The organism is Streptomyces sp. NPDC036822 (assembly GCF_055609145.1).
Genome location: NZ_JBVJPY010000017.1, coordinates 1 through 23,989 on the forward strand (window position 1 = coordinate 1; position 23,989 = coordinate 23,989).

Here is a 23,989-nt window from a genome sequence, read left to right on the forward strand (position 1 = left end):
CGCCCGGTTACATTCCGAACCCGGAAGCTAAGCCTTTCAGCGCCGATGGTACTGCAGGGGGGACCCTGTGGGAGAGTAGGACGCCGCCGAACAATTTTTAGCCTCAACCCCCTGACTTTGTCAGGGGGTTGAGGCATTTTTGCGTTGGGGAGAGGCCGGCGACCCCTGTGCTCCGCTCGGCCGTGGCTGAGGGTAAGGTCAGGGGGCATCAATCGGCACGTTCCCCACAGGAGGCCCCCGGGTGGAGGTCCAGGAGACCCGCGTTCAGACGGACCGGGTCCTCACCATCCCCAACATCCTCAGCATGGCTCGCCTGCTGGGTGTGCCGCTCTTCCTGTGGCTGATTCTCCGTCCCGAGTTCGGCAGCCCCAAGAGCGACGGCTGGGCGCTCCTCGTCCTGATGCTGAGCGGCGTCAGCGACTACCTCGACGGCAAACTCGCCCGGCGATGGAACCAGATCAGCAGCCTCGGCCGGCTTCTCGACCCCGCCGCCGACCGGCTCTACATCCTTTCCACGCTCCTCGGACTCACCTGGCGCGAGATCCTGCCGCTCTGGCTGACCGCCGCCCTTTTGGCCCGCGAGCTCATGCTGCTCGTGATGGTGGGAATCCTCCGCCGGCACGGCTATCCGCCGCCGCAGGTGAACTTCCTCGGTAAAGCCGCCACCTTCAACCTGATGTACGCCTTCCCGCTGCTGCTGCTCAGTGACGGAACGGGATGGCTTGCGTCACTCGCTGAAGTTTTCGGGTGGGCCTTCGCCGGATGGGGTACAACTCTGTATTGGTGGGCAGGGATCCTCTACGTGGTCCAGGTCCGTCGACTCGTGAAGGCGGATACCGCGGCCGATTAGCCCGTCTGTCCTCTGCCGAGCAACGTCGCCGGCAGCAACGAGGGCGCCCCGAGTCCACTGAGCGGACAGGGTGAAGTCGGCCGGACCGTCGTCTCTTCAAGGAGGACGCTTCCGACATGAAGGCCGTCGTGATGGCCGGTGGCGAAGGCACCCGGCTTCGCCCCATGACCTCAAGCATGCCCAAGCCTCTTCTGCCGGTCGCAAACCGGCCGATCATGGAGCATGTCCTGCGACTGCTCAAGCGACACGGTCTCAGCGAGACCGTCGTCACCGTGCAGTTTCTCGCCTCTCTCGTCAAGAACTACTTCGGCGACGGCGAAGAGCTCGGAATGGAGCTCACCTACGCCAACGAAGAGAAACCGCTGGGTACGGCGGGGAGTGTGAAGAACGCCGAGGAGGCGTTGAAGGACGACGCGTTCCTCGTCATCTCCGGGGACGCGCTCACCGACTTCGACCTCACCGACCTGATCGCCTTCCACAAGGAGAAGGGCGCCCTCGTCACCGTCTGTCTGACGCGTGTGCCGAATCCCCTCGAATTCGGCATCACGATCGTGGACGAGGAAGGGAAGGTCGAGCGCTTCCTGGAGAAGCCGACCTGGGGACAGGTCTTCTCCGACACGGTCAACACGGGCATCTACGTCATGGAACCCGAGGTCTTCGACTACGTCGAGGCCGACGTCTCGGTCGACTGGTCGGGTGACGTCTTCCCCCAGCTCATGAAGGAAGGCAAGCCCATCTACGGCTATATCGCCGAGGGCTACTGGGAGGACGTCGGCACCCACGAGAGCTACGTCAAGGCGCAGGCCGACGTGCTCGAAGGAAAGGTCCAGGTCGATCTGGACGGCTTCGAGATCTCGCCGGGTGTCTGGGTGGCGGAAGGGGCCGAGGTCCATCCCGACGCCGTGCTCCGCGGTCCGCTGTACATCGGCGACTACGCCAAGGTCGAGGCCGGCGCCGAGATCCGTGAGCACACCGTCATCGGCTCGAACGTGGTCGTCAAGAGCGGCGCCTTCCTGCACAAGGCCGTCATCCACGACAACGTCTACATCGGCCAGCAGAGCAATCTGCGCGGGTGCGTGATCGGCAAGAACACCGACGTCATGCGGGCGGCCCGGATCGAGGACGGGGCCGTCATCGGGGACGAGTGCCTGGTCGGTGAAGAATCGATCGTGCAGGGCAACGTCCGCGTCTACCCGTTCAAGACGATCGAGGCCGGCGCGTTCGTCAACACCTCCGTCATCTGGGAGTCCCGGGGACAGGCGCACCTCTTCGGCGCCCGGGGAGTCTCCGGCATCCTCAACGTCGAGATCACGCCCGAGCTGGCCGTCCGGCTGGCCGGCGCCTACGCCACCACCCTGAAGAAGGGCTCGACGGTCACCACGGCGCGTGACCACTCGCGAGGCGCCCGTGCGCTGAAGCGGGCGGTGATCTCCGCGCTGCAGGCCAGTGCCATCGACGTACGCGACCTGGAGAACGTACCGCTGCCGGTGGCCCGGCAGCAGACGGCGCGGGGCAGCGCGGGCGGCATCATGCTGCGGACCTCGCCCGGTGTGCCGGACTCCGTCGACATCATGTTCTTCGACGAGCGGGGAGCGGACCTCTCCCAGGCCGGGCAGCGCAAGCTGGACCGGGTCTTCGCGAGACAGGAGTACCGGCGCGCGTTCCCCGGAGAGATCGGTGACCTCTCGTTCCCGGCGAGCGTCTTCGACTCGTACACCGGATCCCTGCTGCGGAACGTGGACACGACGGGGATCGCCGAGGCGGGGCTCAAGGTCGTGGTCGACGCCTCCAACGGCAGCGCGGGCCTTGTGCTGCCGAGCCTGCTCGGCCGGCTCCAGGTGGACTCGCTGACCATCAACCCCGGCCTCGACGAGTCGAGGCCCACCGAGACCGCCGAGACCCGTCGGGCCGGACTCGTCCGGCTCGGGGAGATCGTCGCCTCGGCACGGGCCGCCTTCGGTGTGCGCTTCGACCCGGTCGGTGAGCGGCTCTCGCTCGTCGACGAGCAGGGGCGGATCATCGAGGACGACCGTTCCCTTCTGGTCATGCTCGACCTGATCGCCGCCGAGCGGCGTTCGGGGCGCGTGGCGCTGCCGGTGACCACCACGAGGATCGCCGAGCAGGTCGCCGCGTACCACGGCACGCAGGTGGAGTGGACGACGACCTCACCGGACGATCTGACCCGGGTCGGCCGCGAGGAGACGACGATCTTCGGCGGCGACGGCCGCGGCGGCTTCATCATTCCCGAGTTCAGCAGCGTCTTCGACGGCGCCGCCGCGTTCGTACGGCTCATCGGTCTGGTGGCCCGGACGCAGCTCACGCTGAGCCAGATCGACGCGCGGATCCCGCGGGCGCACGTGCTCAAGCGTGATGTCGCCACCCCGTGGGCCGTCAAGGGCCTGGTGATGCGGCGCGTGGTCGAGGCGGCCGGTGACCGGTCCGTGGACACCACCGACGGAGTGCGCGTCGTGGAGGCGGACGGGCGCTGGGTGATGGTGCTTCCCGACCCCGCCGAGGCCGTCACCCATCTGTGGGCGGAGGGCCCCGACGACGCCTCCGCCCAGGCCCTGCTCGACGAGTGGGCGGGCGTGGTCGACAGCGCAGGTCACTGACGTACGGGACGGGTGAGCCGGGAGGTGTCGTACGGACGCCTCCCGGCTTCCCGGTGGGGCCATTCGGCGGCAGGCCGTGCGACGTGCGACGATGTGCGGCATGTCGCAGCAGTCCCCTGATCGGAGCACCGGATCACCGCCCCCGCGTCCGGACGCGTCCATGTCGCTGCTGAACAACGTGATGGACCACGCGCTCGACGACGGCTACGCCGAGGCGTCGGCCCGGCGTGAGGCGGAGGGCGGCGGTCTGCCCCGGACCCTGCGGGCCAAGCTCGGCCTCGCGGCCGGTCTCGTCCTGGCCGCGGCGGTGGTGACCGTGGGCGCGGCGGAGGCGCGGATCTCGGCGCCCGTCGTCGCCAAGGAGCGGCAGGAGCTGATCGGCCGGATCGACGCGGAGACGTCGGCGGCCGACAAGCTGGAGCAGGACGTCGAGAAGATCCGCGCGGAGGTGGGGGACCGGCAGCGCAAGGCGCTCGAACAGCACGGCGGGGACCAGGCCGAGCTGGTGGCGCTCCTCTCGGGGGCGACGCCGGTGCACGGGTCGGGTGTGAAGCTCGTGGTCGACGACGCCAAGGGGACCGAGCAGGGCGGCGGAGGTCCGCGGGAGAGCAGCGGGTTCACCGACACCGGGCGGGTGCGCGACCGGGACATGCAGCGGATCGTCAACGGTCTGTGGGAGTCCGGGGCGGAGGCCGTCGCGATCAACGGTCAGCGGCTGACGTCCCTGTCCGCGATCCGGGCGGCGGGCGACGCCATACTGGTCGACAACAAGCCGCTGGTGCCGCCGTACACCGTGCTGGCGGTCGGGGACGGGCAGCGGCTGAGCACCGCCTTCCAGGACAGCGCCGACGGCCAGTACCTGCACGCGCTGCAGGAGAACTTCGGGATCCGGACCAGTATCTCGGCCCAGGCCGAGGTGCGGCTGCCCGCCGCGCCGAGCCTGATCGTACGAACAGCAGTGCCGAGGGGAGCCGGGGCCGCCGAGGCCACCGGGCAGGCCACGGCCGACACAGGGAAGGGCACATCTTGATCGCCGTACTGGGCCTGATCGTGGGAGTGGTGGTCGGACTGTTGGTCCGGCCCGAGGTTCCGGCGGTGGTCGAGCCCTATCTTCCGATCGCCGTGGTCGCCGCCCTCGACGCGGTCTTCGGCGGGTTGCGGGCCATGCTCGACGGGATCTTCGTCGACAAGGTCTTCGTGGTCTCCTTCCTCTCGAACGTGGTCGTGGCCGCGCTGATCGTCTTCCTCGGCGACAAGCTGGGCGTCGGCGCGCAGCTGTCGACCGGTGTGGTCGTCGTGCTCGGCATCCGGATCTTCTCCAACGCGGCGGCCATCCGGCGCCATGTGTTCCGGGCGTGAGGAGAGGCCGATGAGCAACGACGAGACGCCCGAGAACAGGACGCCCCGGGACGACGAGCCCGGGACCCGACAGCCGCGCAACCACGAGCCGCACGCCGGCGTGCCGCGGCGTGACGAGCCCGAGAGCGGTATGCCTCCGGGCGTGACGCCGCTGCCCGCACTGGCGGAGTCGGCTGCCCCGGAGGAGACGACGGGGCGGCAGCGGCTGAAGGCCGGTCTGTGGCCCCCGCGGGTCAGCCGGGCCCAACTCATCGTCGCCCTCCTGCTGTTCGTCCTCGGTCTGGGCCTCGCCATCCAGGTGCGCTCGACCAGTGACAACAGCGCGCTGCGCGGTGCCCGGCAGGAGGACCTGGTCCGCATCCTCGACGAGCTCGACGACCGCACGCAGCGCCTCGAGGACGAGAAGGCGCGGCTGGAGAGCCAGCGCTCGGAGCTGGAGTCGAGTTCGGACCAGGCGGAAGAGGCGCGCAAGCAGACGCAGGAGAAGGAGCGGCAGCTCGGCATCCTGGCCGGCACGGTCGCGGCCGAGGGGCCCGGCATCACGCTGACCATCGCGGACGGTGCGGGGGCGGTGGAGTCGGACATGCTGCTCGACGCCATCCAGGAGCTGCGGGCCGCGGGCGCCGAGGCGATCCAGGTCAACGACGTCCGCGTGGTCGCGGACAGTTATTTCTCGGGCGGCGACGGTTCCATAGAGATCGATGGAACGAAGGTGACCGCTCCGTACGTCTTCAAGGTCATCGGCAAGCCCGAGGATCTCGAGCCCGCGCTCAACATCCCCGGTGGAGTCGTCCAGACCCTCGAGAAGGAGCAGGCCACGGCCACGGTGGCCCGGTCCGAGAAGATCGTCGTGGACGCCTTGCGGCCTGCGAAGCGGCCTGACTACGCTCAGTCGTCCTCGCAGTGAGGCGGGGGCACATGGCGGTCGCGCGACAAGGGCAAGAGGTTGCGGGGGGTCGCCGCACCACAAGCGTGGTGCGTGGTGGAAACTGTCCGGAGGATACGGACGTTGTGAGGATGTCCGGTTCGGCAGGTGTGGTCATCAAGGGTTCGTCCTGCCCCACGGGCGGGTCTGTTTCGGTCAAGGGGAATCGCCCGTGAAGTTGTTTGCGAAGTTGTTCGGCAAGAGCGCACGCGAGGACGGCGGCAACGCCAAGCACCGCGCGCCGCGCCACGCCCAGAGTGAGGAACAGGGTGGCGAGCGCCCCCTCTTCCGTGACGAGGTCGGTGGTGACATTCCGGGCGGACAGGGCGCGTCGTCTGTTGACCCCGCCGGTGCCGGCCGCATAGGTTTCGGAGAACGATCGACCTCAGGTACGGGTGGAGGGTCCGCCCCCGACCCGTATGCGACCCAGACCTCCGCGGGTCAGCCGCGGCAGGAGGATGCGTCCATGCCGGTGTGTACGAGGTGCGGTCACCGCAACGCCGCCGACAGCCGTTTCTGCTCCCACTGCGGCACGCCGCTGCGGGGCGGAGTGCCCGTGGAGCGCGCGTCCGAGACCACCTCGACGATCTCGATCTCGGGCCTGGAGGCGTACGACTCCGAGGCCACCGGCCAGACCGCGGTCCCGTCCCTGTCGCCCGAGGCGCTGGCGGCCGTCGAGGCGCTGCCGACCGGGTCCGCGCTCCTGGTGGTGCGCCGCGGCCCGAACTCCGGCAGCCGCTTCCTGCTGGACGGCGAGCTGACCACGGCCGGCCGTCACCCGCAGAGCGACATCTTCCTGGACGACGTGACCGTGTCGCGGCGCCATGTCGAGTTCCGGCGGGCGCAGGACGGCAGCTTCACGGTGGCCGACGTCGGCAGCCTCAACGGCACCTACGTCAACCGTGAGCCGATCGACTCGGCCGTGCTGTCCAACGGCGACGAGGTGCAGATCGGCAAGTACCGGCTGGTCTTCTACTCGAGCCAGCGGGCCGTGTAACGCCTCGGAGAGAGCCTTCAGGGAAGGTCCATGCTGCGAACACCGACGGGCGGTGCCGGACACGGCACCGCCACCGCGGGCGACCGGCTGCTCAGCATCGGCGCGGTGCTGAGCCGGCTGCGCGACGAGTTTCCCGAAGTGACGATCTCCAAGATCCGGTTCCTGGAGGCCGAGGGGCTCGTCGAGCCCCGTCGGACGGCCTCCGGGTACCGGAAGTTCAGCCCGCAGGACGTGGAGCGGCTCGCCCAGATCCTGCGGATGCAGCGTGACCACTATCTTCCTCTGAAGGTCATCCGGGAGCACCTCGACGCCCTCGCCCGCGGCGAGCAGATCAAGCTGCCGTCCCCGAGCCCCCAGCGGGACCTGCCGGACGGGCCATGGGAGCCGGAGAGCGACCGCCCGACCGCCGCGCGGCTGGGGCGGGCCGAGCTGCTCGCCGCCGCCGAGGTGAGCGAGGAGGAGCTCGCGGAGTGGGAGTCGTACGGCCTGATCGCCCCGGGGGCCGAGGGAGGCTACGACGCCGAGGCGGTCACGGTCGCCAGGCTCGTGGCGGATCTGGGCAGATTCGGTCTCGAACCGCGTCATCTCAGGGCGGTGAAGGCGGCCGCCGACCGTGAGGCCGGACTGGTCGAACAGATGGTCGCGCCGCTGCGCCGGCACCGTAATCCGCAGACCAGGGCCCATGCGGAGGCCACCGCGAAGGAGCTCGCAGGACTGTCCGTGAGGCTGCACGCGGCACTGGTCCAGACCGCCCTCGGACTCCGGCTGCCTTGATCTTGCGGGGCCCCGACTACCCAAACCGGTCGAGCACGTCCTAGGGTTGCTGTGTGAACGAGCTCGACGTTGTGGGTGTCCGGGTGGAAATGCCCTCGAACCAGCCGATCGTGCTCCTGCGTGAAGTGGGAGGCGATCGGTACCTCCCCATCTGGATCGGACCAGGTGAGGCGACCGCGATCGCCTTCGCTCAGCAGGGCATGGCCCCTGCGAGGCCGCTGACGCACGACCTTTTCAAGGACGTCCTGGAGGCCGTCGGCCAGGAGCTCACGGAGGTCCGCATCACCGATCTCCGAGACGGGGTCTTCTACGCGGAGCTGGTCTTCGCCAGCGGCGTCGAGGTGAGCGCCAGGCCGTCCGACGCGATAGCGCTGGCCCTGCGCACCGGGACGCCGATCTTCGGCAGTGACGGTGTCCTGGACGACGCCGGCATCGCGATTCCGGACGAGCAGGAGGACGAGGTGGAGAAGTTCCGCGAGTTCCTCGACCAGATCTCCCCCGAGGACTTCGGTTCCAGCAGCCAGTGAGGCGCCGGGTCCGGCGCGGCGCCTCGACAGGTGCCGATCCGGTGGGGTGCCGTGGCGGCGGGGAGTCGCTCCGCGGGGCGCTGATCCGATGGTGCGTCAGCGCATCCGACTAGCCGTTCCCCGAAGAGAGATACGGGAAACCACTCTCAGGGTGATTATCACTCGGCGTGCCGAGTGTGGCGATCGTTGACGCACCCCGAGTGACTGCCTACCTTCGTGTGGGCAGGTCAAGGACGGAGGGTCGGCGTGATGAGCAGCGGCGACGGTACGGCAGGGGGCTCCCTCGGGCGTGCGCCCGGGGAGAGCGGTCCGTATCCGCTTCACGGCGGTGTGAGCGACTTCGGTACGGACGCGGGCGCGGGTCAGGGCGATGCGGAGACGGACGCCGACGCGGAGACCGTGGGGTACCGGGGTCCCACCGCGTGCGCCGCGGCCGGGATCACGTACCGCCAATTGGACTACTGGGCGCGTACCGGCCTCGTCGAGCCGAGCGTGCGGGCCGCGTACGGCTCGGGGACGCAGCGGCTGTACAGCTTCCGCGACGTCGTCGTCCTCAAGATCGTCAAGCGTTTCCTGGACACCGGGGTCGCGCTGCAGAACATCCGGGCCGCCGTGCAGCACCTGCGCGCCCACGGCTTCCGCGATCTGGAGCGGATGACGCTGATGAGCGACGGCGCCACCGTGTACGAGTGTTCCTCGCCCGACGAGGTCGTCTCCCTGCTCCAGGGCGGGCAGGGCGTCTTCGGGATCGCGGTGGGCGTGGTCTGGCGGGACGTGGAGTCCGCGCTGTCCCAGCTGCACGGGGAGCGCGTGGACACGGGCGAGACGCTGATCGGTCACAACCCCGGGGACGAACTGGCCCGGCGACGGCGCGACCGGGCCGTCTGAGCCCCGGCGCGGGTCGGCCGGCGGTGGCGGGCACGCCGTCCGCGCTCCGTACGGCCGTACGGCCCGATTGTCAGTGGCGTAGGGCAGCATCGGAGATGTGAGAGCCGCGCCGACGATCCTGCATCTCGACATGGATGCCTTCTTCGCGGCCGCCGAGCAGGCGGCGAAGCCGAGCCTGCGCGGAAAGCCCGTGGTGGTGGGCGGTCTCGGGCCGCGCGGAGTGGTCGCCACCGCGTCGTACGAGGCGCGGCGCTTCGGTGTCCACTCGGCGATGCCGATGGCGCAAGCGCGCAGGCGCGCGCCGAACGCCGCCTATCTCGTGCCGCGCTTCGCGTTCTACCGTTCGATCAGCGAGCAGGTCATGGAGCTGCTGGGGCGGCTGTCGCCGCTGGTGGAGCCGCTCAGCCTGGACGAGGCCTTCGTGGACCTGGAGGCCGGGGCGCAGGCCGACGACAGTGCGGGTGCGCGCCGGGCGGGGGAGCGGCTGCGGCGGGACATCCTGGCGGCGACCGGGCTGACGGGCTCGGTGGGCCTCGCGGGGTCCAAGATGATCGCGAAGATCGCCTCGGAGGAGGCGAAACCGGACGGGCTGGTACTGATCGAGCCGGGCACGGAGCGGGAGCTGCTCGGGCCGAAGTCGGTCCGCATCCTGCCGGGCGTCGGGCCGGCCACGGGGGAACATCTGCGGCGCGCGGGCATGACCACGGTGGCCGACCTCGCGGAGGCGGGCGAGGACGAGCTTGTACGGCTCCTGGGGCGGTCGCACGGCGCCTCCCTGTACAGGATGGCGCAGGGGTACGACGACAGGCCCGTGGTGGCCGAGAGGGACGCGAAGTCGGTGTCGGTGGAGGACACCTTCGACGTGGACCTGCACGACCGGCTGCGGATCCGCATGGAGGTGGAGCGGCTGGCGGAGCGGTGCGTGGGGCGGCTGCGGGGCTCCGGGCACTCGGGGCGGACGATCGTGCTCAAGGTGCGGCGGTACGACTTCTCGACGCTGACGCGGTCCGAGACGCTGCGCGGGCCCACCGACGATCCGGTGGTGGTGCGGGAGGCCGCGGGAAGGCTCCTCGAAGGGGTGGACACCACGGGCGGGGTGAGGCTTCTGGGGGTGGGGGTCAGCGGGCTCGCGGACTTCACCCAGGAGGACCTGTTCGCCCAGGCGGAGGCGGAAGCGCGGGCCGAAGCCGAAGCGGCGGGGGAGGCGCCCGGAGGAGCGGAGGCGTCGCCGGACCGGCTGCCGGAGCCGGGGGAGCCGTCCGAGGCCGGGACGGACGGCACGGAGGCGCCGCCCGAGCGACGGTGGTCGCCCGGGCACGACGTACGGCACGCGGTCCACGGGGCGGGGTGGGTGCAGGGGAGCGGCGTCGGCCGGGTCACCGTGCGCTTCGAGGAACCGGGCTCGGCGCCCGGTCGGGTGCGGACGTTTCCCGTCGACGACCCCCAGCTGGAGCCGGCGGATCCGCTGCCCCTGGTCGGACGCGGGGAGGGGCCGGCGGCCGTGGCGTAGCGGCCCGCCGGCGATCGGACCGGAGGGCCGCCGTAAGGCCGGCCTGGCGCGCGGCCGGGCTCGACGCCCCTCGCCGCGGGACATGCGCCACCGGACCCGACGCCCGTCGCCAGGGGGCGTGCGCGGTCGGGCCGGACGGCGGTCCCGTCAGGTCTCTTCCTGGCCCGCCAAGTGGCCGAAGTCGCGGTCGGGGACCGGGGGGAGGGCGATGTTGTAGTGGCGGTAGAGCTGGAGCTCCTGCTCCGGGGAGAGGTGGCGGCCCACGCCGAAGTCCGGTGCGTCCTTGATCAGGGCGCGCTCGTACGGGATGCGCAGGCCGTCCTCGAGCAGTTCGCTGGGCTCCAGGGGGACGAAGGCGTCCCGGCTGAACAGGCCGGTGCGGACCGCGGCCCATTCGGGCACTCCGGTCGCGTCGTCGAGGTACACCTCGTCCACGGTGCCGATCTTGTTGCCGTCGCGGTCGAACGCCTTGCGGCCGATCAGGCTGCGCGGATCGATGTCGGTCTGCACGGTCCCTCCAACTGGTCGCGACTGCTCTACAGAGACTACGAAAGTGCACATCCGAGATGTCGGCCACTTGAGCGACGGCAGGGGGAAGCGCGCTGGTAGGCTGGCTGTGGCTGTCGACCCCGTGCGGGAGAGTCCTCCGGAGAAACCTTTCGGAGGCGCCGAAGGAGCAAATCCTCCCCGGAATCTCTCAGGCCCCTGTACCGCACGGACGAGGTCACTCTGGAAAGCAGGGCGGGCGTCAGACGGCATCCGCTCTCACCGACGGTGAAAGCCGGCGTGCCCCTTCGGCGTGCCGGTGAAGCTCTCAGGTTGAGATGACAGAGGGGGAGGCCGTCCGGGCACCCGCGCCGTGGTGCTTCTCGCAGGTCGTGACGACCAGGAGGCCTCCGTACATGACCGCTCACCGCATCCCGCTCTCCGAGCTCGAACAGGGCATCCCGTTCGAACAGCGGCACATCGGGCCCGACGCCGAAGCCCGTGCCAAGATGCTCGCGCAGGTCGGCTACGGCTCCCTGGACGAGCTGACCGCCGCCGCCGTGCCGGACGTGATCAAGAGCGCCGAGGCGCTCGGTCTGCCCGCCGCCCGCACCGAGGCCGAGGTCCTCGCGGAGCTGCGTGAGCTCGCCGACCGCAACCAGGTCCTCGCCCCGATGATCGGCCTCGGCTACTACGGGACCTTCACCCCGCCGGTCATCCTCCGGAACGTGATGGAGAACCCCGCCTGGTACACGGCGTACACGCCCTACCAGCCGGAGATCTCCCAGGGCCGCCTCGAGGCGCTGCTCAACTTCCAGACGATGGTCGCCGACCTGACCGGCCTGCCCACGTCCGGTGCCTCGCTGCTGGACGAGGGCACCGCGGCCGCCGAGGCCATGGCCCTGTCCCGCCGGGTCGGCAAGGTCAAGAACGGTGTCTTCCTCGTCGACGCCGACGCCCTGCCGCAGACCATCGCCGTCATCGAGACGCGTGCCGAGCCCACCGGGGTCGAGGTCGTCGTCGCCGACCTGAGCGACGGCATTCCCGCCGACGTCGCCGAGCGCGGCGTCTTCGGCGTCCTGCTCCAGTACCCCGGAGCCTCCGGCGCCGTCCGGGACATCAAGCCGGTCATCGACGCGGCCCACGAGCTGGGCGCGATCGTCACCGTCGCCGCCGACCTGCTCGCGCTGACCCTGCTCACCTCGCCTGGCGAGCTGGGCGCGGACATCGCCGTCGGCACCACCCAGCGCTTCGGCGTACCCATGGGCTTCGGCGGTCCGCACGCCGGTTACATGGCCGTCCAGGACAAGCACGCCCGCTCCCTCCCCGGCCGCCTCGTCGGCGTCTCCGTCGACGCCGACGGGAACAGGGCCTACCGTCTGGCCCTGCAGACCCGCGAGCAGCACATCCGCCGCGAGAAGGCCACCAGCAACATCTGCACCGCCCAGGTGCTGCTCGCCGTCATGGCCGGCATGTACGCCGTCTACCACGGCCCCGACGGCCTGAAGCAGATCGCGCAGCGCGTTCACCGGTACGCCACCGTCCTCGCCGAGGGACTGCGCGCCGGCGGCGTCGAGGTCGTGCACGACGCGTACTTCGACACCCTCACCGTCCGCGTGCCGGGCAAGGCCGCCGAGGCCGTCGCCGCCGCCCGTGAGGCCGGCGTCAACCTCTACCGCGTCGACGCCGACCATGTGTCGGTCTCGTGCGACGAGACCACCGGCCGCGCCCAGATCGGCGCCGTGTGGAGCGCCTTCGGGGTCGACGCCGACATCGAGGCCCTGGACGTCACCGCCGAGGACAGGCTGCCCGCCGCGCTCCTGCGCACCGACGCGTACCTGACCCACCCGGTCTTCCACGCGCACCGCTCCGAGACGTCGATGCTGCGCTACCTCCGCAGGCTCGCCGACCGCGACTACGCGCTGGACCGCGGCATGATCCCGCTCGGCTCCTGCACCATGAAGCTGAACGCGACCACCGAGATGGAGCCGGTGACCTGGCCGGAGTTCGGCCAGATGCACCCCTTCGCCCCCATCGACCAGGCGCAGGGCTACCTCACGCTCATCACCGAGCTGGAGGAGCGTCTCGCCGAGGTCACCGGCTACGACAAGGTCTCCCTCCAGCCCAACGCCGGTTCGCAGGGCGAGCTCGCCGGTCTGCTCGCTGTCCGCGCCTACCACCGGGCCAACGGCGACCTCCAGCGCACGGTCTGCCTGATCCCGTCGTCGGCGCACGGCACCAACGCCGCCAGCGCCGTGATGGCGGGCATGAAGGTCGTCGTCGTCAAGACCGCCGACGACGGCGAGGTCGACGTCGAGGACCTGCGCGCGAAGATCGAGCAGTACCGCGACGAGCTGTCCGTGCTGATGATCACCTACCCGTCCACGCACGGCGTGTTCGAGGAGCACGTCGCCGACATCTGCGGCGCCGTGCACGACGCCGGCGGTCAGGTGTACGTCGACGGTGCCAACCTCAACGCGCTCGTCGGCCTCGCCAAGCCCGGCAAGTTCGGCGGCGACGTCTCGCACCTCAACCTGCACAAGACCTTCTGCATCCCGCACGGCGGCGGCGGCCCCGGCGTCGGCCCGGTCGGCGTGCGCGCGCACCTCGCGCCGTACCTGCCCAGCCACCCGCTCCAGCCCGCCGCGGGACCGGAGACGGGCGTCGGCCCGATCTCGGCCGCCCCCTGGGGCTCGGCGGGGATCCTGCCGATCTCGTGGTCGTACGTGCGCCTGATGGGTGGCGAGGGCCTCACGCGCGCCACGCAGGTGGCCGTCCTCGCCGCGAACTACATCGCCAAGCGCCTGGAGCCGCACTACCCGGTGCTCTACACCGGCCCGGCCGGTCTGGTCGCCCACGAGTGCATCGTCGACCTGCGCCCGATCTCCAAGGCGACCGGTGTCAGCGTCGACGACATCGCCAAGCGTCTGATCGACTACGGCTTCCACGCGCCGACGATGTCCTTCCCGGTCGCCGGCACGCTGATGATCGAGCCGACCGAGTCCGAGGACCTGACCGAGCTCGACCGCTTCTGCGACACGATGATCGCGATCCGCGGCGAGATCGAGAAGGTCGCGTCGGGCGAGTGGCCCGCCGACGACAACCCGCTCCGCAACGCGCCGCACACGGCGGCCGCGCTGGGCGGCGAGTGGAACCACGCGTACACCCGTGACGAGGCGGTCTTCCCGGCCGGCGTCTCGGCCGCGGACAAGTACTGGCCGCCGGTCCGCCGGATCGACGGGGCGTTCGGGGACCGCAACCTGGTCTGCTCCTGCCCGCCGCTGGACGCGTACGACAACTGAGCATGAGTCAGGGCCGGTTCGGAGGACTCCTCCGGGCCGGCCCTTGTCGTGTTCCTCGTGCGTGTGCTGTGGGACCGCCTTCCGCGGGACTGCCCTCCCGTCAGGCGGCGGTCGTCACCTGGGCCGCCCTGAGCGGGCGGTGCGGGGCGATGATCTGCCCGTCGGGCAGCAGTTCACCGGTGTCCTCGAAGAGCAGGACTCCGTTGCACAGCAGGCTCCAGCCCTGCTCCGGGTGGTGTGCCATCAGACGCGCCGCCTCCCGGTCGGCGGAGTCGGCGGTGGGACAGGCTGGCTGGTGCTGACACATGGGTGGGTTCTTTCGCTGGGTCGTGGTGAATGTCGTCCTGCGGCTCGACGCGGTGCTCATGGCCGCCCCCCGTTGTCGGTTCGGTTGGTCCAGTGTTCCCCCACGGACGTCGATCCGCAGGTATTTCGCGGCAGCTCTTCCTACTGCATGAAGACGTATCACCCGCGCGGGCGGTTCAACTCAACTCGGAGGTCACTTCGGGTGGTTCGGCATAGCCCCAGCGGGCTAGTCCGTCCGGGTCGGGTCGTTCGACGGGGGTGTTCGACGCGGCCCGGCGGGCACGTCCGGACGAACCGTGGACGTCTGAGCGGCCCCGACCGGACCCGGCCGAGGGGCCGCGCCGTCGAGAGGTCCCGCTCGGACGGTGCTCCCACGAACCGTGCCCCGCGACCGGATCGGTCGCGGGGCACGGGTGCGCGTGCGCTGGATCAGGCCGGCGCCGGAGTGCCGTACAGCGGTGGCGGTGCGAGGCGCAGGCTCAGGAGGGGCAGCAGGTCCGCGACCCGGTGCGGGCGGTGGGCGGCGATGCCCGGCGGGGCGGGGGCGAGCGGGATCAGCAGATCGGTGGGCGCGGGCGAGGCCGAGGCGCCGTCGGCCTCGGTGTCGCCGTGCAGCCACAGCGTCAGCATGTACAGCTCCGGGACGGACAGCAGCCGGGGCTGGTACGCCGTGGGCAGCGCGTCGGCCTGGAGGAGCGCGCGTTCCGTCGCGGCGACGTACGGCCCCTCGAAGAAGTGCGAGAACGTCCAGCCGTCGGGCGTGAGCATGGTGTCCGCGGCCGCGACGGCCCGGTCGGTGCCCCGGATGAGGAAGCGCCAGCCGGTGAGCCGGGTCCGCGGAGTCCGCCCCGGCGGGGCCACCTCGTCCCGCACGTCGAGGACGTGTACGGGCAGGGGCAGTTCGGGACTCAGCGGGCCCAGGGCGGCCCGGAGGGCGGGCGTTCGCGCCTCGCGGACGGCGGTGGGGGAACCGAGGGCCGCGAGGACACTTCGCAGGGCCGGCGCAGGGGCCGGTGAGGGTCGGAGCATGATGGGTCGCCTCTCGCTCAGGAGACACGGTGACGCGTGGGCAGGTACGACGGCGCTGTCAGCTGCCGGCCGGAAGGGGCCAAGAGGCCATGGCCGAGCGCCAACACTCTGCCTCGTCCGCGGAGTTTATACGAGAGGTGTTCACGCAGTGTTTCCGCTAGCTGACGGGGATATTGCGGGCAAGGCTTCATCCGGACCCATTTACGCGGCGATTCCCTGGCTTCCCGGCGGTTCCGCGGCGTCTGCCTGCGGTGTTGTCCTGGCTACGGACGGCCGATTATCGATCGCATGGTTCCGGCGATTATGTCGCTGGAATATGTCCTATGCTGCATGCCCGAGGGGTGTGCCGGACGGAACTCCTCTCAGCCTATCGTCCAACGCGGTCGCCGCGCAGGCGTTACGGATCAGTCCCTCGGGGCATCATCGTCCGTGACACGCGCGGCCGTCGCCGCGGCCGCCCATGCGGGGAAGGACGCTTCGATGGGTGAGAAGGTCGTGGCGGACGGGTTCGGCCTGTCCGACCGGCAGCGGTACCGCAGGAAGCTCCAGCAGTGTCTCGCGGGCCTCGCGAGGCTTCTGGCGGAGAAGAGGTTCGACGGGCCGCGAAATCTCATGGGCATGGAGATCGAGCTCAATCTCGCCGGCCGTGACGGCATGCCCCGGATGGTCAATGGGCGGGTGCTCGAGCGGATCGCCAGCCCGGATTTCCAGACGGAACTCGGAATGTTCAATCTCGAAGTGAACATCGCTCCGCACCAGCTCGCCGGGCGGGTATTCGACAGGCTCGCCGAGGAGCTGCGTACGGGTCTGGGATATGCCGATCGCAAAGCCCGGGAAGTCGACGCGGGCGTGGTGATGATCGGAATTCTGCCCACCCTCGCCCAGCGCGACCTCGTCTTCGAGAACCTTTCGGACGTCGACCGCTACACCCTTCTCAACGATCAGATCGTCGCCGCCAGGGGCGAGGACTTCGTCCTCGACATCCACGGCGTGGAGCGGCTGTCGTGCACGTCGACGTCGATCGTCCCGGAGGCGGCCTGCACCTCCGTACAGCTGCACCTCCAGGTCACCCCGCCGCGCTTCGCCGCCGTGTGGAACGCGGCGCAGGCCGTGACGGCGGTGCAGATCGCGGTCGGTGCCAACTCTCCGTTCCTGTTCGGACGTGAGCTGTGGCGGGAGTCCCGGCCGCCGCTCTTCCAGCAGGCGACGGACACCAGGCCGCCGGAGCTGCAGGCGCAGGGGGTGCGGCCGCGGACCTGGTTCGGGGAGCGGTGGGTGGACTCCGCGTACGACCTCTTCGAGGAGAACCTGCGGTACTTCCCCCCGCTGCTGCCGATCTGCGACGAGGAGGACCCGCTGCTCGTCCTGGACCGTGGCGGGGTCCCGCAGCTCAAGGAGCTGGTCCTGCACAACGGCACGGTCTACCGCTGGAACCGTCCCGTGTACGGCTGGGTGGACGGGGTCCCGCACCTGCGCGTGGAGAACCGGGTCCTGCCGGCCGGCCCGACCGTCACCGATGTCGTCGCCAACGCGGCCTTCTACTACGGCCTGGTGCGCTCGCTGGCCGAGGAGGCGCGCCCGGTGTGGAAGCGGCTTCCGTTCGAGGACGCGGCGGACAACTTCGATCTCGCGTGCCGGCACGGCATCGAGGCCGAGCTGCGCTGGCCCCGGCCGGGCCGCGCGGGCGGCGTGGCGGCTGTGCCCGCGGCACGGCTGGTCCTGGACGAACTGCTGCCGCTGGCCGCGGCCGGGCTCGACGCCTGGCACGTCGAGCCCGCGGACCGCGACTTCTACCTCGGGGTGATCGAGGAACGCTGCCGGAAGCGGGTGAACGGCGCGTCCTGGCAGACCGACACCTTCCACCGGGCGCTGGACTCCGGTCTCGACCGGGAGGCGGCGCTCGCTGCCATGACCCGGCGGTACGCCGAGTTGATGCGGGAGGGCGAGCCGGTGCACACGTGGCCGGGGTGGCGCGCGTGACGTGTGCTGCTCGGCGGCCTGCTGCGATCAGCGGCCGAGGCGGCCGTGGCGGCCGTGGCCGCCGGGTCGGCTGCGGCGACCGGGCCCGGCGTGCGGCCCGGGCGGCCCGGAGTGCGGGAGGCGGGGAGTCTCGCACGTGACCGGTGGCAGCGTCCTTCGGTGCGGGTGGCGGCGGGAATGGCGCTCGGCCCGGGCCGTCACGCATGATCTCCCTACCCGGGAAGCGATGGGGAAGTGGAGACAGGTGTGGTGTCGGAGCAACGCGTGGCGGCAGATTCCCTACCCCCCGAGGGGCTCTCGCGCCGGCTCCTGCGGTCCGAGACGGCCCTCGTGCTCGCGCTGTCGCTCGGAGCGAGCGGTGTCTCCGCCCTCATCAGCTTCATCGGGTCGCTGACCAAGCCGGGCGGGCTGAAGGAGCAGGCGGCGACGCTCAACGGCTCGTACGCGCCCGGGCGGCCCTGGCTCGACCTCGCCTGGCAGCTCTTCGGCATCGCCTCCGCCCTGGTCCCGGTCCTGCTCGTCGCGCATCTGCTGACGCGGGAGCGCTCGGGCCTCGGGGCCATCGGCTTCGACCGGACCCGGCCGTGGCCGGACCTGGGGCGAGGCACCTTGGTGGCGGCCGGGATCGGGAGCGCGGGGCTCGCCTTCTACCTGGTGGCACGCGCGTCCGGGTTCAACCTGACGGTGGTGCCCGAATCCCTGCCGGACGTCTGGTGGAAGTACCCGGTGCTCATCCTCTCGGCGGTGCAGAACTCCGTCGTGGAGGAGGTCATCGTCGTCGGCTATCTGCTGCGCCGGCTCGCCCAGTTGGGCTGGACGCCGATGGCGGCTTTGGTGGCGAGCTCGGTGCTGCGCGGCTCGTACCACCTCTACCAGGGCATCGGCGGCTTCGTCGGGAACATGGTGATGGGCGTCGTCTTCGTCTGGCTCTACCGCCGCTGGGGGAGGGTCGGACCCCTCGTGGTGGCCCACGCGCTGCTCGACATCGTGGCCTTCGTCGGATACGGGCTGCTCGCCGGGAAGGTGGACTGGCTGCCGACCCCGTAGGCGGGGTGCCGCCGGCGACGGCGGGAAGCCGGGAACGACGAAGGGGCGCACGGCCGTGAGCGTGCGCCCCTTCGTCGTACGTCGCCCCATCGTGGTGCGCCCGACGGGCGGGTGCGGGGGCGTCGCCGTCAGGCGCGCAGTTCTCCCTCGATGACCGTGACGGCGTGCCCGGTCAGGAGGGTGCGGTCGCCGCGCAGGCGCGTACGGACGAGGCCGGTGCGGGCGCCGCCCTGCAGGCCGGTCAGTTCGTCGCGGCCGAGACGGGTCGACCAGAACGGGGCGAGCGCGGTGTGGGCGCTTCCGGTGACCGGGTCCTCGTCGATGCCGACGCCGGGGAAGAAGCCGCGGGAGACGAAGTCGTAGCCGCGCTCGGGCTGTTCGGCGGCGGCGGTCACGATCACCCCCCGGTCGGAGAGGTGGACCAGGGCGGCGAAGTCGGGCGTGAGCGCGCGCACGGTCGCCTCGTCCCGTACCTCGACGACCAGGTCGCCGATGTGGGCGGCGGTGTCGTGGACGGAGACGATCTCCGCGCCCAGCGCCCTCTCCAGACCGTCCGGCACCGGCACGGCCGTCAGCGAGGAGGTGGGGAAGTCCATCGTGAGCGTGCCGTCCTCCTCGGCCGTGGCGCTGAGGATGCCGCAGCGGGCCGCGAACCGCACGGTCCCGGTCGCCGCGCCGGTCGTGTGCAGGACATGCGCGGTGGCGAGCGTGGCGTGGCCGCACATGTCGACCTCGGTGGTCGGCGTGAACCAGCGCAGCGCCCAGTCCGCGTCGCCGCCCTCGGGGAGCGGGTGGGCGAAGGCCGTCTCGGAGAGGTTGACCTCCGCTGCCACCTTCTGGAGCCAGTGGTCGTCCGGGAAGGAGTCCAGCAGGAGCACCCCCGCCGGGTTGCCGGAGAAGGGCCGGTCGGTGAAGGCGTCCACGATTCGAATCCGCATGCCCCGGACCGTACCGGGGCCGTGAAGCGGCAGGCCAAGGCCAATTCGCCGACGGTGGACCGCAGGCGCGTCCGGGCAGAGGTTGGCAAAAGAACAGTTCCGATATATCGTTGAAGCATCGCGACAGTTCGACGATGTAACCCGACGGAAGGAGCGTTGCGATGCGTACTCATGGACACGAACACGGACATGGACACGGTGACTGCGGTCCCGGCCCTCGTGGGCGGGGCGACTTTGGACGCGGCCAGTTCGGCCGCGGAGAGTTCGGCCCCGGTGACTTCGAGCGCCGTCGGCCCGCCTTCGGCCCGTTCGGGCCGGGATTCGGTGGCGGGCCGTTCGGAGGAGGCCCCTTCGGGGGCGGCGGACGCGGTCGTGGTGGCGGCGGCCGGGGACGGGCGCGGCGCGGAGACGTGCGTGCCTCGATCCTCGCGCTGCTCAAGGACCGGCCGATGCACGGTTACGAGATGATCCGCGAGATCGGCGAGCGCAGCGGGGGTGCCTGGAAACCCAGCCCCGGCTCCGTCTATCCGACGCTTCAGCTGCTCGAGGACGAGGGGCTGATCGAAAGCGCGAGCGACGGCGGCAAGAAGCTGTTCACGCTCACCGACGCCGGTCGCGCCGAGGCCGACTCCGGGCCGGAGGCCCCGTGGGAGGAGGCCGGACGCGGTGTGGACTGGGAAGCGGTCAACGAGATCCGGCAGGCCGGCTTCGGCCTGATGGAGGCCTTCGGGCAGGTGTGGAAGACCGGGAGTGCCGAGCAGCGACACAAGGCCGTCGAGGTCATCAACGAAGCCCGTAAGAAGCTGTATCTGATCCTGGCCGACGAGCACTGAGCGACGAGCCTCGAGCGATGACCGCCGAGCGGCCATTGCCGAGAGGTGAGCGCTGAGTGCCGAGCACCGAGTGCCGAGCACCGAGCGGCGAGCACCGAGCGGCGACGCCGGGAGGCGACGCCGGGAGGCGTCGCCCGGGAGTGGGGAAGGGCCCCGAGGCGAACCGCCGCGGGGCCCTTCCCTCGTCCGTGCCGAGCGGCCCGCGTCAGGCGACCAGTCCGGTCAGCTTGCGCAGGGACTCGTTCAGGGCCGCCGTCGCCGAGTCCTTCAGCTTGCCGGCCATCAGGGAGACCGCCGCGCCGGTGAACTCACCGTCGATGCGGAGGGTCGTGGCGCCCCCGTCCGCCACGAGCGAGTAGCGCGTGCCGACGGTGACACCCATCGGGCCCTTGCCCCGGATGGCCAGCACCCGGGCCGTCTCCAGCTCCTCCACCGTCCAGGTCACCTCGGCGGGGAAGCCCATCAGCTTCATGTTCTCGGCGAAGGTGGCACCCGCTTCGAGCCGGGACGGGCCGCCGTGCGGGAAATTCGTGTGGGTGGCGTTCCACTCGCCGTACGACGAGAAGTCGGTGAGCTGCGCCCAGACCTTCTCGGCCGGCGCCTCGATCCGTGTCTGCGCGGTGACTTCGGCCATGCGACCACCCCTTCACACGTCCCCGTGTGCTCGTTGGGATCCGGTGTCGCGGAACGTAGCCGTACGGCCGTGAACATTCAATACTGATGAACAGTCAGTTCCTTGCCGGTGCCTTCGGCGTCGCCGATCCACCGGATCTCCGCCGTGTCGAACCAGTCCGAGACCCGGGGTCCCCCGCCCTCCTCGTGGCAGTGGAACGCGGCCCAGAAGATATCGGCCGGAAGCGCGTCGCGCGGTGCGTACACGCGATAGACGTACTGCTGCCCGTCGAGCGCGAGCAGGGCGACCATCCAGAACATGTACGGGAGACGTCACGGGAAGGGGTCGTGGTTGCGTCCCGGCTCCGAGGCAAGGCGGCTCGCGCCCCTGACGTCGAATCCGCGTGATCTCATCCCCAAGGAGGAGAAACCGCCCGCCGGTGCCCCACTCCGGTGGGATGCGCACATGGTTCTCGGCGGCGATGTTCCGGCCGCCGTGGCCTGATGAGGTGGGAGGGTGCACAGTCCCGTCCCTCGCCCCCGACAGTCGGCGGTCCAGCGCGTGGGCCTCGGCTCCGTGCTGACCGTCGAACTCGCCACGGTCGTGGCCGGAGCCCGCCGCAGAGCGCTGCGGGGCGGTGACCGGCAGATCGACACCGCGCACCTGCTGCACTCCCTCATCGAGTCCGATCCCGAGGTCGGCGCCGCATTCGACGGACCGCCGCAGCTCGCCCGCGTGCTCGGCTACCTCGTCCAGCGCTCCATCGGCTACGGGACGCGCTGGCGGCGCTCGGTCGAGGAGACGGGTGCCGGACATGTCGTGCGGAGGGGCGCGGTGGCGGAAGCGAGCGGCGTGACGGCCCTGACGCCCGCGATGGCCGGGCCGGCAGCGACGGAGTGGCCGGGGGCGGCGAAGCCGGACGGCGTGGCGGCGTGGTCGGGTGTGGCGGGATGGTCGCCGTCGGCCGCGGCGGCCATGGCGAGCGCCTTCGAGCGGGCCGCCCGGCGCGGCGAGCCGCGCGCCCGGGGCATCGACCTGCTCGCCGCCGTCGCCGCCGACCAGGAGAGCCGGGCCGCGGAGGTGCTCCGCAGGGCGCGGGTGGACGCGCGGGCTCTGACGGCCCGGATCGGGGAGCTGTCTCAACAGGTGTAACGGGGCTTACACGCCTGACGCCGTCCTGTCATGATGGCCTGATGCACGCGTCTCAGGGGAGAAGCGCCGGCCTGGGACTCGCCCTGGCCTCGGCCTTCGCATTCGGTGGTTCAGGTGTGGCGGCCAAGCCGCTCATCGAGGCGGGACTCGACCCGCTCCATGTGGTGTGGCTCCGGGTGGCCGGTGCCGCGCTCGTCATGCTGCCCGTGGCCTGGCGGCACCGGGACCTCCTGCGGCGCAAGCCCGCGCTCCTGGCCGGCTTCGGCCTCCTCGCGGTCGCCGGCGTCCAGGCCTTCTACTTCGCCTCCCTGTCCCGCATCCCCGTCGGTGTGGCGCTGCTGATCGAGTACCTGGCCCCGGCCCTCGTGCTCGGGTGGGTCCGCTTCGTCCAGCGCCGGCCGGTGACCCGCGCCGCAGCCCTCGGCGTCGTCCTCGCCGTCGGCGGACTCGCCTGCGTGGTGCAGATCTGGTCCGGGCTGACCTTCGACCTGCTCGGTCTGCTCCTCGCGCTCGGTGCCGCCTGCTGCCAGGTCGGCTACTTCGTCCTCTCCGACCAGGGCGGAGACGAGTCCGACCCGGTCGATCCGCTGGGTGTCATCGCGTACGGACTGCTCTTCGGAACCCTGGTCCTGACGGTCGTCGCCCGGCCGTGGGGCATGGAGTGGTCCGTCCTCGGCGGCACCGCCGACATGAACGGCACCGCCGCGCCGGCGTGGCTGCTCCTCGGCTGGATCGTGCTGATCGCCACCGTGCTCGCGTACGTCACCGGCGTCGTCTCGGTGCGCAGGCTCTCGCCCCAGGTGGCCGGCGTCGTCGCGTGTCTGGAGGCCGTGATCGCGACCGTCCTGGCCTGGGTGCTGCTCGGCGAGCACCTGGCCGCCCCGCAGATCATCGGCGGAGTGGTGGTCCTCGTCGGCGCGTTCATCGCCCAGTCCTCGACCCCGAAGGCCGCCTCGGCGCAGCCGGTGGCCGGCGCCGGCGCGGCCACCCTCGCGGCCGGGCCGCCGGACGACCGGGAGACGGCCGGATCCGTCGATCGGGCCGAGGCGTAACGGGGGCCTCGTTGCCGCGCTCGCGCGTGGGGCGCCGGTTCGGCGGTGGCGCCGGTGGCTGCGGCCGGCCGGCTTCGCCCCACTCGCCGGCGTCCCGGGGGCCGATCGGCAGGGGCTGCCCTCAGATGCCGGAGAGGTACGCCGGCAGGCCGATGGCGGGGTCCAGGTCGTCGGCGGGGACCGGGGTGCCGTGGGTCTTCCGGACCGGGACCACGCCGGACCAGTAAGGGAGCGCGACGTCCTCGGGGTCGTCGTTGGGGCCGCCCGAGCGGACCTTGGCGGAGACCTCGTTGAGGTCGAGGCGGAGGACCGCCGTGGCGGCGAGTTCCTTGGCGTCGGCGGGGCGCGAGTCGGAGGACCGTCCCGGGACGACGTGGTCGACCAGGGCGTCCAGGGCGATGCGCCGCTCCTCCGGGTCGGTCACCGGGCGCGCGGTGCCGTGGACGACGACGGAGCGGTAGTTGATTGAATGGTGGAAGGCGGACCGGGCGAGCACCAGGCCGTCCACATGGGTGACGGTCAGGCAGACCGGCAGCCCCGGGGCCTCGGTGTCCTTGCCCGCCATGCGCAGCGGTCGGGAGCCGGTCGAACCGTGGACGTAGAGACGCTCGCCGATGCGGCCGTACAGCGTCGGGAGGACGACCGGGGCGCCGTCGCGGACGAAGCCGAGATGGCAGACGTACGCCTCGTCGAGTATCGAGTGCACCAACGCCCGGTCGTACGAGGCACGCTCGCGGCCGCGGGTGGGGAAGGTCCGCTCGGTCCGCTCGTAGGTTTCCGTCATTGCGCTCTCCATTGCACTAGTGCAT

The 23,989-nt window shown here is 71.1% G+C and carries 23 protein-coding genes, 1 rRNA gene and 1 riboswitch; of the genes, 17 read left to right on the forward strand and 7 right to left on the reverse strand.

Translation table 11 applies throughout. The features are described from left to right. The 11 genes from rrf to ACZ68P_RS29165 form a co-directional block, all read left to right on the forward strand. Nucleotides 1-92: ribosomal RNA gene (gene rrf / locus ACZ68P_RS29115) — 5S ribosomal RNA — on the forward strand; the annotation flags it as partial. Nucleotides 93-241: 149 nt separating this feature from the next. After that, the gene (locus ACZ68P_RS29120; protein WP_471011396.1) at nt 242-850 is read left to right on the forward strand and encodes a CDP-alcohol phosphatidyltransferase family protein; all 609 of its coding nucleotides are present in this window, start codon (nt 242-244) and stop codon (nt 848-850) included. Nucleotides 851-966: 116 nt separating this feature from the next. Further along, complete coding sequence (locus ACZ68P_RS29125) at nt 967-3,462, forward strand: sugar phosphate nucleotidyltransferase (protein WP_471011398.1); 2,496 nt, start codon at nt 967-969, stop codon at nt 3,460-3,462. 100 nt (nt 3,463-3,562) lie between these two features. Then, nucleotides 3,563-4,492, forward strand: a complete 930-nt coding sequence (locus ACZ68P_RS29130; protein ID WP_471011401.1) for a DUF881 domain-containing protein — start codon at nt 3,563-3,565, stop codon at nt 4,490-4,492. After that, nucleotides 4,489-4,821: a small basic family protein gene (locus ACZ68P_RS29135; protein ID WP_015032176.1), complete on the forward strand. Its 333-nt coding sequence runs from the start codon at nt 4,489-4,491 to the stop codon at nt 4,819-4,821. The genes ACZ68P_RS29130 and ACZ68P_RS29135 overlap by 4 nt, the downstream gene beginning before the upstream one ends. 10 nt (nt 4,822-4,831) lie before the next feature. After that, complete coding sequence (locus ACZ68P_RS29140) at nt 4,832-5,728, forward strand: DUF881 domain-containing protein (protein WP_471011403.1); 897 nt, start codon at nt 4,832-4,834, stop codon at nt 5,726-5,728. A gap of 82 nt (nt 5,729-5,810) precedes the next feature. Next, nucleotides 5,811-6,743 carry an FHA domain-containing protein gene (locus ACZ68P_RS29145; RefSeq protein ID WP_471011616.1) on the forward strand — a complete coding sequence of 311 codons (933 nt, stop codon included), beginning with the start codon at nt 5,811-5,813 and terminating at the stop codon, nt 6,741-6,743. Nucleotides 6,744-6,773: 30 nt separating this feature from the next. Then, nucleotides 6,774-7,517, forward strand: coding sequence for a transcriptional regulator FtsR (gene ftsR / locus ACZ68P_RS29150; RefSeq protein ID WP_471011406.1), 744 nt, complete (start codon nt 6,774-6,776; stop codon nt 7,515-7,517). Between the two features lie 53 nt (nt 7,518-7,570). Then, entirely contained in the window at nt 7,571-8,044 is a 474-nt protein-coding gene (locus ACZ68P_RS29155; RefSeq protein ID WP_315894873.1) for a bifunctional nuclease family protein, read from the forward strand. Between the two features lie 249 nt (nt 8,045-8,293). After that, nucleotides 8,294-8,932, forward strand: a complete 639-nt coding sequence (locus ACZ68P_RS29160; protein ID WP_471011408.1) for a MerR family transcriptional regulator — start codon at nt 8,294-8,296, stop codon at nt 8,930-8,932. 97 nt (nt 8,933-9,029) lie between these two features. Next, nucleotides 9,030-10,442: a DNA polymerase IV gene (locus ACZ68P_RS29165; RefSeq protein ID WP_471011409.1), complete on the forward strand. Its 1,413-nt coding sequence runs from the start codon at nt 9,030-9,032 to the stop codon at nt 10,440-10,442. Nucleotides 10,443-10,589: 147 nt separating this feature from the next. On the opposite strand, the gene ACZ68P_RS29170 is transcribed toward ACZ68P_RS29165, so the two are convergent. Further along, on the reverse strand, nt 10,590-10,952 hold the full coding sequence (locus ACZ68P_RS29170) for a PRC-barrel domain-containing protein (protein WP_471011410.1): 363 nt from the start codon (nt 10,950-10,952) through the stop codon (nt 10,590-10,592). A 114-nt stretch (nt 10,953-11,066) separates the two neighbouring features. Further along, a riboswitch (glycine riboswitch) is annotated at nt 11,067-11,165 on the forward strand. Nucleotides 11,166-11,344: 179 nt separating this feature from the next. On the opposite strand from ACZ68P_RS29170, the gene gcvP reads away from it, so the two are divergent. Further along, nucleotides 11,345-14,230, forward strand: coding sequence for an aminomethyl-transferring glycine dehydrogenase (gene gcvP, locus ACZ68P_RS29175; RefSeq protein ID WP_471011412.1), 2,886 nt, complete (start codon nt 11,345-11,347; stop codon nt 14,228-14,230). 100 nt (nt 14,231-14,330) lie between these two features. On the opposite strand, the gene ACZ68P_RS29180 is transcribed toward gcvP, so the two are convergent. Next, on the reverse strand, nt 14,331-14,537 hold the full coding sequence (locus tag ACZ68P_RS29180; protein ID WP_391138449.1) for a DUF5999 family protein: 207 nt from the start codon (nt 14,535-14,537) through the stop codon (nt 14,331-14,333). Nucleotides 14,538-14,965: 428 nt separating this feature from the next. Continuing rightward, nucleotides 14,966-15,565, reverse strand: a complete 600-nt coding sequence (locus ACZ68P_RS29185) for a hypothetical protein (protein ID WP_471011414.1) — start codon at nt 15,563-15,565, stop codon at nt 14,966-14,968. 480 nt (nt 15,566-16,045) lie between these two features. On the opposite strand from ACZ68P_RS29185, the gene ACZ68P_RS29190 reads away from it, so the two are divergent. Next, a complete protein-coding gene (locus tag ACZ68P_RS29190) occupies nt 16,046-17,545 on the forward strand; it encodes a glutamate-cysteine ligase family protein (protein WP_471011416.1) in 1,500 nt (499 codons plus the stop codon). A gap of 264 nt (nt 17,546-17,809) precedes the next feature. Beyond that, nucleotides 17,810-18,592 carry a CPBP family intramembrane glutamic endopeptidase gene (locus ACZ68P_RS29195; RefSeq protein WP_471011419.1) on the forward strand — a complete coding sequence of 261 codons (783 nt, stop codon included), beginning with the start codon at nt 17,810-17,812 and terminating at the stop codon, nt 18,590-18,592. A gap of 128 nt (nt 18,593-18,720) precedes the next feature. Here the strand turns inward: ACZ68P_RS29195 and ACZ68P_RS29200 are convergent, their stop codons facing one another. Beyond that, the gene (locus ACZ68P_RS29200; protein WP_471011421.1) at nt 18,721-19,530 is read right to left on the reverse strand and encodes a PhzF family phenazine biosynthesis protein; all 810 of its coding nucleotides are present in this window, start codon (nt 19,528-19,530) and stop codon (nt 18,721-18,723) included. Between the two features lie 161 nt (nt 19,531-19,691). Here ACZ68P_RS29200 and ACZ68P_RS29205 point away from each other — a divergent pair, with 161 nt between their 5' ends. Then, the gene (locus ACZ68P_RS29205) at nt 19,692-20,363 is read left to right on the forward strand and encodes a PadR family transcriptional regulator (protein WP_471011424.1); all 672 of its coding nucleotides are present in this window, start codon (nt 19,692-19,694) and stop codon (nt 20,361-20,363) included. 205 nt (nt 20,364-20,568) lie between these two features. Here the strand turns inward: ACZ68P_RS29205 and ACZ68P_RS29210 are convergent, their stop codons facing one another. Both ACZ68P_RS29210 and ACZ68P_RS29215 read right to left on the reverse strand, forming a co-directional pair. Then, nucleotides 20,569-20,997 carry a type II toxin-antitoxin system Rv0910 family toxin gene (locus ACZ68P_RS29210; RefSeq protein ID WP_471011426.1) on the reverse strand — a complete coding sequence of 143 codons (429 nt, stop codon included), beginning with the start codon at nt 20,995-20,997 and terminating at the stop codon, nt 20,569-20,571. A 77-nt stretch (nt 20,998-21,074) separates the two neighbouring features. Further along, the gene (locus tag ACZ68P_RS29215; RefSeq protein ID WP_471011429.1) at nt 21,075-21,296 is read right to left on the reverse strand and encodes a hypothetical protein; all 222 of its coding nucleotides are present in this window, start codon (nt 21,294-21,296) and stop codon (nt 21,075-21,077) included. A 196-nt stretch (nt 21,297-21,492) separates the two neighbouring features. Between ACZ68P_RS29215 and ACZ68P_RS29220 the strand changes: the two genes are divergently transcribed. Both ACZ68P_RS29220 and ACZ68P_RS29225 read left to right on the forward strand, forming a co-directional pair. Beyond that, a complete protein-coding gene (locus tag ACZ68P_RS29220) occupies nt 21,493-22,128 on the forward strand; it encodes a Clp protease N-terminal domain-containing protein (protein ID WP_471011432.1) in 636 nt (211 codons plus the stop codon). A gap of 41 nt (nt 22,129-22,169) precedes the next feature. Then, nucleotides 22,170-23,180, forward strand: coding sequence for an EamA family transporter (locus tag ACZ68P_RS29225; protein WP_471011434.1), 1,011 nt, complete (start codon nt 22,170-22,172; stop codon nt 23,178-23,180). A 121-nt stretch (nt 23,181-23,301) separates the two neighbouring features. Here the strand turns inward: ACZ68P_RS29225 and ACZ68P_RS29230 are convergent, their stop codons facing one another. Then, entirely contained in the window at nt 23,302-23,964 is a 663-nt protein-coding gene (locus tag ACZ68P_RS29230; protein WP_471011436.1) for a pyridoxamine 5'-phosphate oxidase family protein, read from the reverse strand. Nucleotides 23,965-23,989 lie beyond the last annotated feature (25 nt).